This is a genomic window from Fischerella sp. PCC 9605 (assembly GCF_000517105.1).
In the GTDB taxonomy this organism is placed as follows: domain Bacteria; phylum Cyanobacteriota; class Cyanobacteriia; order Cyanobacteriales; family Nostocaceae; genus PCC9605.
This window is the reverse complement of sequence record NZ_KI912149.1, coordinates 795,110-810,591: the sequence shown is the minus strand read 5'-3', so window position 1 is coordinate 810,591 and position 15,482 is coordinate 795,110. Positions and strand designations below refer to the sequence as shown.

Sequence of the window (15,482 nt, the reverse complement as noted above, 5' to 3'; positions counted from 1 at the left end):
TTTAGTAAACTTCATGCTTTTTTTATATTTACTTTATTTTTGCTTTATGTTTTTTAAAAAAAGTTTATGATGATTATATAGACTTAGAAAACTATTCTTGAAGTAAAAATAATTACTATAAAATTAAAACAACCAAACAGCAAGACTATCTGGTTGTTGCGTAGATATTATTGATTATTTATAAACAAAATATAGACTAGTTGATTACTACTGTTGTGCTAGTGAAATAACTGTCACTTAGTAGCAGGAAATCAATAACCTTGTTTCTTATCATGCAGAGAAAAGCCCAAAAAATAGGGGGAAGTTAAATTCTGCTTCCCCCGTTCCTTGGTTTATTTTTTTGTCTTCTTCATTACCCGCCTTCAGCCTCTGTCGCAGCATCTGCTGTTGTTTCTTGATTTGTCGCTTTCTTGCTGAGCCACCTTTGCCTTTGTCATTCCTGCCTTGTCGGCGTGGAGATTCCCATCTTTTCAATCGCATAAGAAATTTCCTGGATTCTGGTTAAAAACTAAATCTACTCTGAAAAACTAAGGGTCTTAATTTCAAGATGTTTGGACACCCTTGTTTGCTATTTATAGTTCTATTTATAGAATAATTCAATCTTATCTCAATCGTCAAATTCCAATAGTATTTTCAAACAATTACGGTGATAAAGTTTTAAACTTATGCAGATTTTATTTTCACAGACACAAAAGTAACGACTATTATAACTTAGGCTTTAATTGGCTGCGGCAACCTCAATTGTTGTGTTTGATAGATATTTATTTGTATAAATACATAGCATAGTAGCGATTACCGAATAACTCTTAAGTAAAACAACTTAAGTATCAAAATTTACTTGCTAGTAGTTTTGAACCATAGGTATCTATAGACCTCTACAGACATTCATCATTTCACAAGTATCATCCGGAAATAAAAGTGAGAATTTTAAAAGATAAGCTATAAGTCTATCTAATAATCAAATTCAGTAGAGATGCATTAACAAGGCTGTACTGTCACTATCTTTTGAACTTCATCTATCCTTACCTTTGCCAAGGCGAATTGTTCAATTACCCAAGCATTCGTTTTCAAGTGGGTACTGACTTCCGCCACCTGGTATTCACTCTCCTGTGAAGCTAAAGCAGCTGGCAATAATAATTGATCTGCTAAATGTTCATCCACAGCTGCACCAGTTTGGTGAAACTTCAGCAATTCCTCACAAGCTGTCTGTGCTACTTTTTCTGCTGGCAAGCCTAGACGCCCCAAGGCACTAAACCCAGCTAAGCTATGCTCATATTCAGCAGTCAGAAACAAACCTGCTCCTGGTGCAATGCCTTTGTTTCGCACAGGTTGGATTACAGCTTTTAATCCTGCTTCTCGCAATAAATTTTCGGCACGGCTGGCCATACGCTGGGGAATGTGGGAAGGTAGTTCTGTCACTACTGCCGAACCATACACTTGCTGCAAGTCTCCGCGTTCCAGCAAGTTGATCCCAGCAAGCTTGCTATCACCCCTCACCAGTAATTTCACTTCACCCTGGCCTTGGGGATACCAACCCCAAGCACACAACTCAACCTCTGACTGCACACCCATTCGATGTAACAGCGGCAGATATACTTGCTCAATATAAGTCATAGAGGGGCTATGATGAACATGCGTCCCTCCCTTCAGCGTTACTTGGGAAGCACCAGTTGCTAGGGCTAGAGGTAACAGGAGAGTCTGCAATACTAGAGTAATGGCACCTGCCGAACCACCTTCTCGCGCTTCGCTGACATCAAAGGTGTAGTTTTTTGCTGTCACAACTCTACTGGGAATAAATTCCAGCATCATCGAACCCAAAGCATCGCCTCGCACTTCGGCATGACAAATTGCTGCTGCGGCACGAACTGCTGTTAAGTGTTGGGCAGCTAACCCTGGTTTTTTGCGTCCGGCGCGGACGTTATAAATTGTTGTAGGAATACCAGTAATGGCGGCTAAACTTAGGGAGGTGCGAAGAACTTGCCCTCCGCCTTCACCGTAAGATCCATCAATGTAAATCATAAAAATTAAACTAAACTTGGTAATAGTTAATAGGTAATTGGTAATGGGCCAATTACCTATTACCGATATTTGTAAATTCACAGTCTTACGTAATGATGCAATTTAGCTTAGTTCTTACTTTCTCCAAACAACCAACAACTAACAACAAACAACAGTTACAGTTTATGTTCCCAACATCTGTAAATTGTGTAAGGTAGCGTAAAGTCCACCTAGTTGCAGTAACTCTTCATGGCTTCCCTGTTCTATTAATTCTCCACGCTTGAGTACGAAAATTCGATCTACGTTACGAATTGTAGACAGACGATGGGCAATAATAATCGCGGTACGTCCGATCAACAGCTTGTTTAAAGCTTCCTGAATTAATGCTTCTGTTCCCACATCCAGGCTAGCTGTTGCTTCGTCTAAGACTAAAATTTGCGGATTGCGAATTGCTGCACGGGCAAAGGCTAACAGTTGCTTTTGACCACTAGAAAGATTTGTACCCCGTTCGCGAAGTTGGGTATCGTAGCTTTGGGGAAGTTGTTCAATAAACTTAGCAATGTTAGTGTTCTCTGCTGCTTGTTGAACTTCCTCAAAGCTGTAGCCATCTCCTAAGGTGATGTTGCTCTTAACATTACCAGCAAATAAAAAGCCTTCCTGCAAAATCACTGCCATGTAGCGCCGTAGTTCGGCTTGGGGTAACTCCCGAATATCAATACCATCAACTAAAATACGTCCCTGGCTGGGTTCGTAAAGACGACACAAAAGACGAATGATAGTACTTTTCCCAGCACCAGTGGGGCCAACCAATGCCACTTTTTCTCCAGGATGAATCGTAAAGTCTAGGTCTTTAATGACATAATCATCTTGTTTATAGCCAAACCAAACGTGTTCAAATTTGATTTCTCCCATTTGTGGTTGGGAATCTTGAGTTTGGGATTCAAGATTAGCAACTATCTCGTCTATGTATCCGAATTGAGAATCAAATACTGATAATCTGGGATTGGTGCGATCGCGTATTTCTATTGGTTCATCTAAAATGTCGGTAACGCGTTCAATCGCTGTGAAACCCGCTTGGATGACCGTAAATTTTTCTGCAAACTGTTGTAAAGGCTGGAATAATCGTTCTGCATACAATACAAATGCAGATAAAATCCCAAAAGTCAAGTTTTTTTGCAAAAGTAAATAACCGCCAACCAAAAGCACAGCGGCGATCGCCACTAGAGAAACCCATTCCAATGTTGCAGAAACAGCGGAATCATGAAAGATGGTTTTATCTACTTCTTTGACATAATGCTTGTTTGTATTGCTAAATAACTTGGCATTAAATTTTTCTCGTCGGAATAGTTGCACTATATTAATGCCAACAATATTTTCTTGCAGTTGGGAATTCAGGACGGAAAGTTCTTCTCTAGCTTTATAATTAGCTTTGCGGTACTGCTGTTGAAAGTAAATAATTAAAAACGATACAGGTATGAGCATCAACAGCAGCAACAAGGCAAGTTGCCACTGGATAGAAAACATAAACACAACTATCACCAGCATGGAAAACAAATCAGAGACAATGCCAATTGCTCCAGTGGCAAACACATCTCCTAAAATTTCCACATCACTGGTGAGTCTGGTAATTAATTTACCTACAGGTGTGCGGTCAAAAAAGCGCACTGCCAAAGAAGTAACATGATGAAATAAATCTTGGCGAATTGCAGCAGTAATTTGTTGCCCTACCTTCTGTACCAAATAACCCTGAAAACCTGAAAATATCAGTCGGATAACTACCGTTACAACTAACAATACTTCCAAAATTTGCAGCGCCTGCCAAAAGGAAAGATTGCGGAGAAATTCGTAAGTGCTTGGTTCATTGCGAATCAGAGAAATAATCTGTCCAATTAGCAATGGTTGTATGGCGTTGGCTATAGCTACTGGCACAAGTAACACCATTGACACTACCAACAAACGTACATGAGTACGCGCATATGGTGTCAAACGCAAAAATAACCGCCAGTCGTTTTCACGCCGACGGTACTCTGAGTGAGTTTTTTTTCGAGGAATGGAGATACTCATAATATAAAAATTATATTAATTTTTACAATAGTAATAAGGTAGTGTTTGCATTCCTACCTTGCCACCATGCCAGAGATTGAAACCACACGATTGCGGCTAAAACCATACACTATAGACGATCTGGATGAACTCGCAGTGATTTTAAGTAATCCAGAAGTAATGAGATATTCACCTAGAGGGCCAATTCCCCAGGAAAAGGTAAAAGAAGTAACTCAAGAAATTTTAGAATTTTTTATTCAACATTGGAAACAGAATGGTTTTGGCGTTTGGGCTGTAGTAGAAAAAGCTACAAGTAAATTAATTGGCCATTGCGGATTGAATTTTCTCCCAAACAGTCCAGAGGTTGAAGTTCTCTATCGGTTGAGTCAAGCTTACTGGCATCAAGGTATTGCCACAGAGGCAACAAAAGCCAGCTTAAGATATGGCTTTGAGGAAGTGAAGTTAGATAAGATTGTTGCCATTACCGTACCAGAACATATTGCCTCTCGCCGGGTAATGGAAAAAGCAGGATTGAGGTATGAAAAAGATGCCCATTTCTACAATTTAGACGTGGTGTATTATGCCCTGTCACGAGAAGCTTGGCAACCAGATGATTCTTTTTATAGGTATGTAGGGCACGAATTAAGTTAACTCGTAATGATCGTCATTTGTCATTCGTCATTCGTCATTCGTCATTTATTTATTAGAGGTGTAGGGTATAGGGATATAAGGGAGAGAATTTGAACTACATCCTTACACCCTTATACCCTTTATGATGGTGAAAATGTACAAAATAGCCCACGATTACCTGCGGAAAACCCCTACTTGGAACTGAAGTTAAATTTTAAATTGCTTGGCTCAAAGCTTTTTGCTCAAGGTAGTCATAGCAGTACCTTGAGGTAACGTGAGCTTTGCTTACACTATGACTGTAAGCTTTGTCCAAGCTTGAGTCCACGCAAGAAGGCTATGTTGATTTTTGAGGAACACTTTCAAGACAATCGCCACAAATGGTATACAAACGATTCCGCCGAATGCACTGTCTGCGTTGAAGCAAATCATTATACATTTGAACACAAACGTTCAGGTGGTAGTTCGTGGCTATCGTGGCAATCAGCAGACTTCTTCTACGACAAACAAGAATTTCGCATTCATGTTGTGCTGGAAAAAGTCACTGGTGTCAATCATGGATATGGTTTCGTCTGGGGACTTGCAAATACAAGTAATTTCTTTGAGTTTGTGATCTCCGACAATGGGTACTACCGAATCTCCAAGTACGAGAACGGTATTTTTCAAGATTACGTTGCCTGGAAACGCTGCTATGGTATTAAACATCCCAATGCAGTAAACATTCTGGATATCCGACGTAATGGGGAACTCGTAGAGTTTTATATCAACAGTGTGCTGGTTGAGAAACTCTCAGTAGATACAGTGATGCAGGTGAGCGATCGCAAGTTTGGCTTCATCATCTACGACAAAATTAAAATCAAGGTACACAGCTTGATCATCAGCACCCCAAGCACCGAAACCAGTACTCATCAATCTCATCGTCGAGCTGACACTGCCACAACAGCATCCTTCGTTGAGCATGAACCACCCGCTAGCGACACACTTGAGAATGTATTCGCCGATCTAAAGGCATTGGTTGGGCACGAACACACCAAGCGTCAACTTTTTTCATTGACAAATTTCTTAAAAGTGCAGACTGAACGGAAGGCGCGAGGACTCAAAACCGCAGACACTTCACTGCACCTTGTTCTTTACGGGCCACCCGGCACTGGTAAGACCACCATAGCGCGTTTAGTGGGTCGCTTGTACAAACAATTGGGTTGCCTTCAACGCGGACATCTAGTGGAAACCGATCGAGCCGGAATCGTTGGTGGATACATTGGACAAACCGCACTGCGTGTAGACGATGCAGTCAAGCAAGCGCTAGACGGTGTGCTTTTTATCGACGAAGCCCATGCTCTTGTCCCAAGAGAGGCATCATCCAACGATTTCGGTTTGGAAGCGGTACAAGCCTTGCTCAAACGCATGGAAGATCACCGCGATCGCCTAGCTGTGATTGTAGCCGGATATACAGACGAAATGGAGTATTTGATCGAGTCGAACCCCGGTCTGCAATCTCGCTTTAGTCGATTGTTTTATCTAGATCACTACACACCGAGCGAACTAATTTTAATTTTCAAGAAATTCTGTCACGATAACGGATACACAATTGATATTTCAGCACATATAGCTTTGCAAGCAATTTTTGAAACTGCGTATGCGAAACGCGATCGAAGTTTTGGCAATGGGCGTTTTGCGCGTGTTATCTTCGAGCGCAGCATTGAACAACAAGCAAACCGGATCGCAGATTGTCTAGAACAGATGGATGATTCCGCAATCTCCCGGATTACAGCAGAAGACTTGGGGATTGCTGATTTGTAATATGCTTGTGCTGAAGTAATCCTAACTCAGCTGCCAAAGCCTGGATTTGTTGGCGAATAATAAAACATATTTGTAGGGTGTTCTTCATTACCCATCTCAAGCAATACTAGGAAAATGTTGTGACTTCGTAGCGAATTTATGAATACATTCTCCTCTTGGCTTGGTCAACTTCTGCGATATTTCCGTAGCTTGGTAGCAATAGGCTTGTTATGTCTGGTTTTGGGATCGCCCCTTCCAGCACAAGCTACTAGTGTTAGTCCACAACTGAAAGAACAAGTTTTACAAATTATCCGCGAACACCCGGAAGTAGTTCTGGAATCTATTCAAGCTTACCAACTAAAACAACAGCAAAAACTACAGCAAGCACGGCAAGCATTTTTGCAGGATTTAAAAAATGATCCTCAAGGGCTAATTAGTAATTCTCCCACCACAGGTGCAAGCGACTCTAAAACTATATTGATAGAGTTTTCAGATTTTCAATGTCCCTACTGTGCTGAAGCTCATAAAACTTTAAAACAGTTGATGAAAAAGCATCATAATGATGTCAAATTAGTTTACAAAAATTTCCCCTTAAATTCACTTCATGCCGAAGCAATACCAGCCGCAAAAGCCGCTTGGGCAGCACATCAACAAGGCAAATTTTGGGAATATCATGATGCGTTATTTACACATCAAGATCAACTAGGCGAAGATTTATATTTAGATGTTGCCAAAAAACTAAATTTAGATTTGGAAAAATTTGAAAAAGATAGAGAGATTGCTAATACAGAAATTCAACAAGATATTCAATTAGCCGAAAAATTAGGTCTTTCTGGCACGCCATTTTTTATTATGAAAAGTGAAACTGTTTCTGGTGCTGTGCAGCTAACCGATCTAGAAAAGCTGTTGGCGCGTGCTAAGTAGACTTGCTGATTTCGATTTTTGCTCGCAAGGTTACAACAGATTCATCCAAATTAACCTGAGCAAAAATCGTGAGATCAGAAATGCATCGGATGGGATTTTGGGTATTTTTATCTGTCACCCTATTAACCAATTGCTATTATCAGCTACTTAAATCTCAAGCGTCTTTAGCAAACTCACCGCCCAATTCTGCCCCCAATGTAGTTCAAAAAAATAATCCTAATTTGTTAGCACGTGCAAGTTACCTATCACGCTTAGAACAACAGGTAATTGTTGAAATGAACAAAGTGCGAACGAATCCTCAAGCTTACATCTCTATATTGGAAAACTATAAAAAACGCTTTCAAGGTAACAGAGTTAAAATCTCCGATCGCGTCTTTTTACAAACTCAAGAAGGTGTCAAGGCTGTTGATGAGGCGATCGCTTTTTTGAAAAAAGCTCGTCCAGTAGGTGCTTTAACTGCGTCTAAAGGTATGTCTTTAGGTGCTAAAGACCTGGTTAAAGACCAAGGATCAAAAGGTCTAACAGGTCACTATGGTAGTGATGGTAGCAATCCCTCTGTTCGCATCAATCGCTACGGCAAATGGCTATTTACCGCTGGAGAAAACATCAGCTATGGCCCTAGTACTGCACAGGATATTGTCATGCAGTTAATTATTGATGATGGAGTGCGCGATCGCGGTCATCGAACAAATATGTTTAACTCTGCTTTTAAAGTTACAGGGGTTGCCTACGGAACTCACGCTAAATATAGAACAATGTGTGTAATTACTTACGCGGGTGGGTATAAAGAAAAATCAAGTTAAAAATGTTGGTTGTTGTTTGTTGTTTGTTGTTTGGAACAACCAACCACCAACTATTCATCACTATCTTGGCGAAGACTCCGGAAAGTTTCTCTGATTTCATGGATCTCAACATATATTGACTCATCACTGCCAAGTTGTGAGGTTGTTAATGCATCGGATGCTATTTCGGGTCATCGCCCCCATCACTTTCTTCACTGGATGCTCTTTTGAGCAAGCGCTTCAGCCTTACTCAGTCGCGTCTGAAACTCCTCCAGGAAATTCAGAATCGCTGACACAGGGAGATACCCTCTCGCCATTGGAACAACAAGTGATTGTGGAAATGAACAAGGCGAGAACAGATCCCACAAGTTATGTTGCTGTACTAGAAAACTATAAAAGCCGCTTTGAGGGCGATCGAGTCCGAATTTCTAACAATGTCTATTTACAAACTCAAGAAGGTGTTGCAGCTGTTGATGAGGCGATCGCTTTTCTCAAGTCTGTTAGCCCTGTCGGCGCTTTAACTGCGTCTAAAGGAATGTCTTTGGCAGCTAGAGATCACGTTAAAGACCAAGGAGCAAAAGGTACGACTGGTCATTATGGTAGTGATGGTAGCGATCCCTTTACTCGCCTCAGTCGCTACGGAACTTGGCAAAGCAGTGCTGGCGAAAATATCAGCTACGGTTCGCATACTGCCCAGGATATCGTTATGCAATTAATTATTGATGATGGAGTGAGCGATCGCGGTCATCGTCAAAATATTTTTAACCCAGCTTTTCAAGTAACGGGGGTCGCTTTTGGCACTCACGCTACATACAGACAGATGTGCGTTATTAATTATGCTGGAGGATATATAGAAAAATCAGTTTAATTTTATTACCTTTTAGTTTCTGCTTTCTTTTGCTAGCTTCTTTTCTAATTGCTTGATTAGGGGTTGAATTAATCGTAGTTCGCTATATTTACATATGTGAGGAAAGAAAATGCGATCCCTGATCTCAACTGGTTTAATTGCAGTCACCACGATTTCAGTTGCAGGCTGTAATTTTTTAATACAAAATCAGTCCGACTCGAATTCAGCATCTAAAAGTTCATCCACTGTTACTCAACCATTCCCAACCAAGACAATTCAGACTCAACAACTTACAACACAAACCAACAAGACTCAACAATTCCGGACGCTAAAAGCTCCAACAGTTCAGTTTCGGGCTGCTGCTAAATTTCCGACTGCTCAATTTCCGACTCTTAAGATTCCAGAAGTCACAGTTCCTACTATCAAAGTCCAGGCGGATGATAAATTGATGATCCTTACCTTGCCTGCTGATATTCTGTTTGACTTTGATAAAGACAACATTCGCCCAGATGCACGTCAAGCGTTAGCACAAGTGGCTCAAGTTCTCACCCAACGCTACCCTAATAATCGCGTGCAAATTAACGGCCACACAGATACTGTTGGTAATGATACTTATAATCAGAATTTGTCTGAGCGTCGAGCAAATGCTGTAATGCGCTGGTTAGGTAACAATCATAAAGTAGCAGCTGAGCGCATGACGATTGAAGGCTATGGCGAGTCTCAGCCAGTTGCCCCCAACACTAAAGCAGATGGCACGGATGATCCCGTAGGACGCCAAAAGAATCGTCGAGTTGAAGTTGTTATTCAAAAGTAGCGCCAAAAATATTATGGGCGATCGCTCTCATTTCCCAAACTCCACAACCACTCCTCTCAACGTTTACATCCAAGGCCAAGGCTTTCCCATTCTCTGTTTACATGGTCATCCTGGTTCCGGTTCTAGTCTTTCTGTTTTTACTAATCACCTCTCAAAACGCTTCCAAACTATCGCTCCAGATCTACGCGGTTACGGCAAAAGCCGGTTTGATGGCAATTTTGATATGAGCGACCATTTGACTGACTTAGAAGTCCTTCTAGACCGCTTTCAAATTCAAAAATGCCTAGTATTGGGATGGTCGTTGGGTGGCATTTTAGCAATGGAATTAGCACTGAGATTACCTGAGCGCGTCACTGGCATAATTTTGGTGGCAACAGCTGCTCGACCAAGAGGCAATCATCCGCCTGTGAATTGGCAGGATAATTTATATACTGGAATTGCCTCTGTGGTGAACTGGATCAAACCAGGCTGGCAGTGGAATATTGAGACGTTTGGCAAGCGATCGCTCTTTCGCTACCTGATCCAACAACATACCACCACCAGCTACAGCTACATTGCCAAAGATGCAGTGTCAGCCTATTTGCAAACTTCTGCGGCTGCAACTCGCGCACTCTATACAGCGATAAAAGCAGGATACAACCGCCTTACTGACCTCAAGCAAATTCAGTGCCCTACTTTAGTACTTGCTGGTGCCCAAGATCGCCATATCACGGCTGATGCTAGCTTAGAAACAGCCCGACACCTCAGTGATTGCCAGTGGCAATGCTACGCTAACACTGCCCATCTTTTCCCCTGGGAAATTCCCGATCGGGTATTGAGCGATATAGACTTTTGGCTGGAGGCACATCCACAGATAGTCAATGGTCAATAGTCAATAGTCATTGGTCATTAGTCATTAGTAAAAGCAACTTTTGACTATGGACTTTTGACTCTTGACTATGTAACTAGCCTTATTGATTACACTTGACCGCTAAAGGCAGGCTGTACTTTGCGGTCAATCCGTTCCCCCAGGTCTTCAGCAATTGTCAATGCTTCTGGTTTGCAGCGCTTTACGTTCACAGCTATTCCTTGCGCTCCTTCCTGTTCCAAGTCTTCTACGTAGCCTTTGATCGCTGCTTTAGCTTCCGCAGAATTTAAAAATGGCCCAAAGTAGTATGTGCAACGGGGATGCTGTGTGACGATTTCCACCCACCAAGCTAATCCAAAATTCTGGAACGCGTTAATCAAAAATTCCTTAGTGCTATCCCAATTAGTGCTATCCCAAATAGTTTTCATGGTTTTCGCCAATTTATTAACGTGGTACTGGGTTTAAAAAAGTGTGCTGCTGTTTTTAGTGGTTTTACATTTCTTTATACTCTGTTACTATTCTTTTTTCCAAGTAGTTTTTTGTAATTTATCGAAATGCAGCGTATTTTTCATCCAGCGTTGACGATAAATTTCATACAGTGCCATGCCTGCTGCGACTGAAGCATTGAGGCTAGGAGTCTTGCCCTGTAAGGGAATTGACACCAAAACATCACAAGAACGTTGTGTCAATAAACTCAGACCTTCCCCTTCAGAACCTATTACCAAAATGATCGCACCATTGAAATCTACTGTTTGTATTGGTTCGCTACCGCCATCACAAGCAGTGCCGTAAATCCAAAAGCCTGCGGCTTTCAATTCCTCTAAAGCACGGTGCAAGTTCACCACTCTGGCAACGGGAAAGTTTTCTAAAGCACCCGCTGCGACTTTCATCACTGTAGAAGTAATACCGGAAGCACGGCGTTGTGGGATCACCAATCCCTGAGCACCGATTGCTTCTGCTGTACGAATGATTGCTCCTAAGTTATGGGGGTCAGTGATGCCATCAGCAGCAACAATAACAGGATCGGTGACAGATGTAGCTTTTTCGATCAACTCGTGCAATTCGATATAGGCGTAGGGGGCGATTTGCGCTGCCACACCTTGGTGGTTGCCTCCGTCGGTAATTTGATCTAAGCGCTTGGGTTCAACTTCGTCGATAATTGTGCCATTTTCTTTTGCTTGTAAAATCAGAGAGTGAAAGCGGGGATCGTAGCGCAGGCGGGGAGTAATCCAAATACGATTGAGAAAACGCTGATTTTCCAACGCACTCAAAACCGGATACCGACCGTAGATGAGATCGCTATCATGGGTTTGTTTTCTAACCCTCTGTTCATCAATATCTGTAGAAGTGCGAACAATATTAGGAACAACTCGCTTGCTCTTAAATTTCAAGGGTTGCCCACGATTCTTTTCGCCGGAAGTAATAATTTTTTTTGTTTTGTTTGTCATAAGAGTTTTGGGTTAAGCGTGTGAGTGAGCATCCCTATAGCCTAGCTACCTTAACTTAGAAAAGGTAATTCTGCTATTGTGAGGTAGATTTCTCACTATTTTTCTAATTGCAGTTTTTGCAACAGTTCTGTTAAGCGTTGGCAATCAGTGAGATAGAGGTAGCCAATTAAGGTTTCTAAACTTGTTGCTTGTTGATAAGTTTCGGGATCAACCCGTTTCGGGCGTCCTGTGGCGGCGTTACGACCCCGTCGGACAATTTCTAACTCGTTTTGTTGCAGATGAGGAATTAGCGATCGCAAGTGTAGCGCCTGCATTTCCGCTTTTACCTGTGCCACTACCAAACGATGATAAGTTTCGCTTCGCTGCGGTGGCATGAGATAAAACATCCTCACAAACAGTTCATATACAGCATCTCCCAAATATGCTAGAGCTGTAGGAGAAATTTGTTGTAGTTGTGCCTGGGAAATTTGTTGAGATAAATGCCCTGTGGCTGCCTGCATTACTTGGCACCAAGATGAATCTACCTGAAGATGTTCACCTTGTTCATGTAGTAATTTTTCCTCCTTTGATTTCACAAGTGAGCTATTCCTCTTAGGCTATATAGGGGAGGTCATGTTTAGGCATTGTTTTTTTCGCTCGCAGGATGTTGTGCAGGTTTACCTAGCATAATCCAGGCTCAAAATTCACTTCCTAATTTTAGCTTTTTAATTGGAAATTAACATTTTGTCAACTGTTAAGTTCAACAGAGACTTTAGTGTTGTTGGGATAACCCTCCGAAACTCAGTTTACAGAAAGTAGAGACTCTGAATAGACTTTGGCACGAAGCACAACCAACTACAGAACTGCACGACAACTTTCTTTTAGATTAGAATGAAGTGTGAACTTGTGAAGTATCAAAATCCCATTCTTCATAGTTTTTTTGGGATTGTTTTGTCAATTTTTGTTTCACTTCATCTTTGATTTGGGCAGAAATAATACTACCCTAAAAGTCAACCAAACACTTATTGTGTAAGCATTTACCTCTTCTGCCTTCAAGATAGAAGGCAGAGGAGGCAGCGCGTTGCAGGGGTTTACACGCTAGGTGACGGCACGTGCTATAACGCTTTGCTTCCGGTTTCCCACGAAGCGTGGGGTTGGGGAGGCAGTGCGCGTCTTGGGAAGTTCCCTCCGTTGTAGATGCCCAAAAGGCGTCTAGGTTGCAGGGTGCGACTGCCGACAGAGTTAAGAGGCATAAACTACCTGGCGTCACCTGTCATGGCAAAAGGAAGAAGAAGAGTTTATTCCTTTATTGTGCGTCCCTGTGCATAAGGGTCTTTTACCCAAGGCAATTAAATAAAAATTAAGCTATCCAGATTGAAATATCGGATAGCTAATTTTGTCTGGACGGTCAAGCAATCAAAATGATTTGATGTTTTCTAGAGCAGCATCGACTGAAGATTGCAGCATGAGAAACTTCTCTAGGCGAACAAGCTTGACCGTTTGAGTGACACGAGCATTGGTAACAATTTGCAAAGTACCTTCAGCATTTTGTGCCTGCTTGGCTAGCTGTACCAAAGCTCCCAAGCCGGAACTGTCAACAAAATCGATTTGTGAGAGATCCAGAATAATATGCTTGGGTCCCTCTTCAATCTTGCTGCCAAGTACCTTACGAAATGTTGGCTCAGAAAACGCGTCTAACAAACCTGTGAGGCGGAATAGCTGACAGTTATCCCGGACTTCTCGAGTACCTCTCAGGCTAACGGTTAAATTAAGTGGCTCAGCAATAATTCCCTCCTCATATTGATCGTGAACGCTCAAGTATAGATGGTTTTGGTGGATGTTGTCTACAACCGACCGAGATTGGGAGGTGGGGTGGTGGGGAGGTGGGGTGAAATTCTCTTCCCATCTCCCAATCTCCCCATCTCCCAATCTTTAACAACACTTTCTCCATTTTTACTACTTTTACTTTACTCCGGTTGTTTCTGCTTGACGCACTGCTCGCATTGCTTGGACAAAATTCTCGAACAGGTAATCAGCGTCGTGAGGGCCAGGAGAAGCCTCTGGATGGTACTGGACGGAGAATACAGGCAGGTTCTTGTGACGTACCCCAGCGACGGTGCGATCGTTTAAATTCAAGTGGCTGATTTCCACAACTGCATTGGGTAAGGTGTCTGGATCGATCGCAAAACTGTGGTTTTGGCTGGTAATTTCTACTTGCTGTTGTAGACCTGCTGGCTGGTTCAAACCACGATGCCCAAATTTTAGTTTAAAAGTTTCTGCTCCCAGCGCATGACCCAAAATTTGATGTCCCATACAAATACCAAACATCGGTTTTTGAGCCGAAAGCAACGCCTTGGTAGTTTCAATTCCTTCAGTGACAGCTGCGGGATCGCCGGGGCCATTGGACAGAAAAATTCCATCGGGATTGTATTTGAGAATTTCCTCTGGTGGGGTATGGGCGGGAACAACAATTACGCGGCATCCATAACTCGCCAAACGACGCAAAATATTGCGCTTGATACCAAAGTCCAAGGCTACAACGGTAAAGGTTTGTTCAGAATTGGCTGTGGCATCTGGGTTGAATTCCCACACTGGATGAGTGGGATCTGACCATTCATAAACTGTTTGTGTGGTAACTTCACGAACAAGATTTAATCCACTCATGGAAGGAGCTGCTAGTACTCGTTCTAGTAGTTCGGCTTCATCAAGAATTTCTGTGGAAATACCGCCGTTCATGGCTCCATAGATGCGAATTTTCCGGGTCAAAGCGCGGGTATCGATGCCGTAAATGCCTGGTATTTGGTGCTGTTTGAGGTAGTCAGGCAAGGATTGCGTGGAGCGCCAGTTACTCGGTCGGTTACAAATATTCCGTGCGATCGCTCCTCGCACTTGTGGTCTAGTTGACTCCTCATCCTCTGAGTTCACACCCGTATTTCCTAATTCAGGATAAGTAAAAACTACTATCTGACCGCAGTAACTAGGGTCGGTCAACACTTCTTGATATCCGGTCATACCAGTGTTAAACACCACTTCCCCAATCGCGGTACCTGTGGCACCAAAAGACCAACCGCGATAAGTGGTTCCGTCAGCGAGAACAAGTAGAGCAGGTATTGCGTCAAACAGAGGCATATGAATTATGAATTATGAATTATGAAATTTTTAGCATTCATCATTGTTTTTGAATTCTGTATAATTATGCCGTTTTTATTTCAACCTATTCAATTTTTTCTTGACCAAGCTCCTTTGGGACGGGTGTAAGGGTGTCGGGGAGGGGGAATATAAGCGCTCCAAAGATCGAGGATTCAAGCCCCTTAATTTATTACGGTACAATAGCCACATGTCAAAAGGTTCCTAGAACACTGTGCATCGGCTACGATAGTAGGCAAAGAATGGC

16 protein-coding genes are annotated in these 15,482 nt (G+C 42.3%); 7 read left to right on the top strand and 9 right to left on the bottom strand.

Features of this window, described 5'->3' with window-relative positions:
* Positions 1-270: 270 nt before the first annotated feature.
* From FIS9605_RS0118415 to FIS9605_RS0118405, 3 genes are all read right to left on the bottom strand, one after another.
* The gene (locus FIS9605_RS0118415; protein ID WP_026733920.1) at positions 271-480 is read right to left on the bottom strand and encodes a hypothetical protein; all 210 of its coding nucleotides are present in this window, start codon (positions 478-480) and stop codon (positions 271-273) included.
* A 498-nt stretch (positions 481-978) separates the two neighbouring features.
* Complete coding sequence (gene rtcA / locus FIS9605_RS0118410) at positions 979-2,019, bottom strand: RNA 3'-terminal phosphate cyclase (RefSeq protein ID WP_026733919.1); 1,041 nt, start codon at positions 2,017-2,019, stop codon at positions 979-981.
* A gap of 162 nt (positions 2,020-2,181) precedes the next feature.
* Complete coding sequence (locus FIS9605_RS0118405; RefSeq protein WP_026733918.1) at positions 2,182-4,062, bottom strand: ABC transporter ATP-binding protein; 1,881 nt, start codon at positions 4,060-4,062, stop codon at positions 2,182-2,184.
* Between the two features lie 66 nt (positions 4,063-4,128).
* Here FIS9605_RS0118405 and FIS9605_RS0118400 point away from each other — a divergent pair, with 66 nt between their 5' ends.
* The 7 genes from FIS9605_RS0118400 to FIS9605_RS0118370 all read left to right on the top strand — a co-directional run bounded on the left by FIS9605_RS0118400 (position 4,129) and on the right by FIS9605_RS0118370 (position 10,685).
* On the top strand, positions 4,129-4,692 hold the full coding sequence (locus FIS9605_RS0118400) for a GNAT family N-acetyltransferase (RefSeq protein WP_026733917.1): 564 nt from the start codon (positions 4,129-4,131) through the stop codon (positions 4,690-4,692).
* Between the two features lie 315 nt (positions 4,693-5,007).
* Positions 5,008-6,468 carry an AAA family ATPase gene (locus tag FIS9605_RS0118395; protein WP_026733916.1) on the top strand — a complete coding sequence of 487 codons (1,461 nt, stop codon included), beginning with the start codon at positions 5,008-5,010 and terminating at the stop codon, positions 6,466-6,468.
* Positions 6,469-6,606: 138 nt separating this feature from the next.
* The gene (locus tag FIS9605_RS0118390; protein ID WP_026733915.1) at positions 6,607-7,371 is read left to right on the top strand and encodes a DsbA family protein; all 765 of its coding nucleotides are present in this window, start codon (positions 6,607-6,609) and stop codon (positions 7,369-7,371) included.
* A gap of 80 nt (positions 7,372-7,451) precedes the next feature.
* Positions 7,452-8,174, top strand: a complete 723-nt coding sequence (locus tag FIS9605_RS0118385; RefSeq protein ID WP_026733914.1) for a CAP domain-containing protein — start codon at positions 7,452-7,454, stop codon at positions 8,172-8,174.
* A gap of 148 nt (positions 8,175-8,322) precedes the next feature.
* Complete coding sequence (locus FIS9605_RS0118380) at positions 8,323-9,021, top strand: CAP domain-containing protein (RefSeq protein WP_026733913.1); 699 nt, start codon at positions 8,323-8,325, stop codon at positions 9,019-9,021.
* Positions 9,022-9,130: 109 nt separating this feature from the next.
* Complete coding sequence (locus FIS9605_RS0118375) at positions 9,131-9,814, top strand: OmpA family protein (RefSeq protein WP_026733912.1); 684 nt, start codon at positions 9,131-9,133, stop codon at positions 9,812-9,814.
* Between the two features lie 13 nt (positions 9,815-9,827).
* Entirely contained in the window at positions 9,828-10,685 is an 858-nt protein-coding gene (locus tag FIS9605_RS0118370; protein ID WP_026733911.1) for an alpha/beta fold hydrolase, read from the top strand.
* An 86-nt stretch (positions 10,686-10,771) separates the two neighbouring features.
* Here the strand turns inward: FIS9605_RS0118370 and FIS9605_RS0118365 are convergent, their stop codons facing one another.
* The 6 genes from FIS9605_RS0118365 to carA all read right to left on the bottom strand — a co-directional run bounded on the left by FIS9605_RS0118365 (position 10,772) and on the right by carA (position 15,217).
* Positions 10,772-11,089 (bottom strand): DUF1816 domain-containing protein, encoded by a 318-nt coding sequence (locus tag FIS9605_RS0118365; protein ID WP_026733910.1) that lies wholly within the window; start codon positions 11,087-11,089, stop codon positions 10,772-10,774.
* An 87-nt stretch (positions 11,090-11,176) separates the two neighbouring features.
* The gene (gene rlmB, locus FIS9605_RS0118360) at positions 11,177-12,109 is read right to left on the bottom strand and encodes a 23S rRNA (guanosine(2251)-2'-O)-methyltransferase RlmB (RefSeq protein ID WP_026733909.1); all 933 of its coding nucleotides are present in this window, start codon (positions 12,107-12,109) and stop codon (positions 11,177-11,179) included.
* A gap of 95 nt (positions 12,110-12,204) precedes the next feature.
* Positions 12,205-12,684: a Mini-ribonuclease 3 gene (locus FIS9605_RS0118355; protein ID WP_026733908.1), complete on the bottom strand. Its 480-nt coding sequence runs from the start codon at positions 12,682-12,684 to the stop codon at positions 12,205-12,207.
* 519 nt (positions 12,685-13,203) lie between these two features.
* Entirely contained in the window at positions 13,204-13,341 is a 138-nt protein-coding gene (locus tag FIS9605_RS44130; protein WP_197036078.1) for a hypothetical protein, read from the bottom strand.
* Between the two features lie 163 nt (positions 13,342-13,504).
* Positions 13,505-13,906: an STAS domain-containing protein gene (locus FIS9605_RS0118350; protein WP_026733907.1), complete on the bottom strand. Its 402-nt coding sequence runs from the start codon at positions 13,904-13,906 to the stop codon at positions 13,505-13,507.
* Positions 13,907-14,050: 144 nt separating this feature from the next.
* Positions 14,051-15,217, bottom strand: coding sequence for a glutamine-hydrolyzing carbamoyl-phosphate synthase small subunit (gene carA / locus FIS9605_RS0118345; RefSeq protein ID WP_026733906.1), 1,167 nt, complete (start codon positions 15,215-15,217; stop codon positions 14,051-14,053).
* Positions 15,218-15,482 lie beyond the last annotated feature (265 nt).

What these genes read in the sequence shown, in the direction of transcription:
- FIS9605_RS0118415 (WP_026733920.1), bottom strand. Translation starts at nt 480, where the DNA reads ATGCGATTGAAAAGATGGGAATCTCCACGCCGACAAGGCAGGAATGAC.
- FIS9605_RS0118365 (WP_026733910.1), bottom strand. Translation starts at nt 11,089, where the DNA reads ATGAAAACTATTTGGGATAGCACTAATTGGGATAGCACTAAGGAATTT.
- FIS9605_RS44130 (WP_197036078.1), bottom strand. Translation starts at nt 13,341, where the DNA reads ATGCCTCTTAACTCTGTCGGCAGTCGCACCCTGCAACCTAGACGCCTT.
- rlmB (WP_026733909.1), bottom strand. Translation starts at nt 12,109, where the DNA reads ATGACAAACAAAACAAAAAAAATTATTACTTCCGGCGAAAAGAATCGT.
- rtcA (WP_026733919.1), bottom strand. Translation starts at nt 2,019, where the DNA reads ATGATTTACATTGATGGATCTTACGGTGAAGGCGGAGGGCAAGTTCTT.
- FIS9605_RS0118370 (WP_026733911.1), top strand. Translation starts at nt 9,828, where the DNA reads ATGGGCGATCGCTCTCATTTCCCAAACTCCACAACCACTCCTCTCAAC.
- FIS9605_RS0118385 (WP_026733914.1), top strand. Translation starts at nt 7,452, where the DNA reads ATGCATCGGATGGGATTTTGGGTATTTTTATCTGTCACCCTATTAACC.
- FIS9605_RS0118375 (WP_026733912.1), top strand. Translation starts at nt 9,131, where the DNA reads ATGCGATCCCTGATCTCAACTGGTTTAATTGCAGTCACCACGATTTCA.
- FIS9605_RS0118395 (WP_026733916.1), top strand. Translation starts at nt 5,008, where the DNA reads ATGTTGATTTTTGAGGAACACTTTCAAGACAATCGCCACAAATGGTAT.
- FIS9605_RS0118390 (WP_026733915.1), top strand. Translation starts at nt 6,607, where the DNA reads ATGAATACATTCTCCTCTTGGCTTGGTCAACTTCTGCGATATTTCCGT.
- FIS9605_RS0118405 (WP_026733918.1), bottom strand. Translation starts at nt 4,062, where the DNA reads ATGAGTATCTCCATTCCTCGAAAAAAAACTCACTCAGAGTACCGTCGG.
- FIS9605_RS0118380 (WP_026733913.1), top strand. Translation starts at nt 8,323, where the DNA reads ATGCATCGGATGCTATTTCGGGTCATCGCCCCCATCACTTTCTTCACT.
- FIS9605_RS0118400 (WP_026733917.1), top strand. Translation starts at nt 4,129, where the DNA reads ATGCCAGAGATTGAAACCACACGATTGCGGCTAAAACCATACACTATA.
- carA (WP_026733906.1), bottom strand. Translation starts at nt 15,217, where the DNA reads ATGCCTCTGTTTGACGCAATACCTGCTCTACTTGTTCTCGCTGACGGA.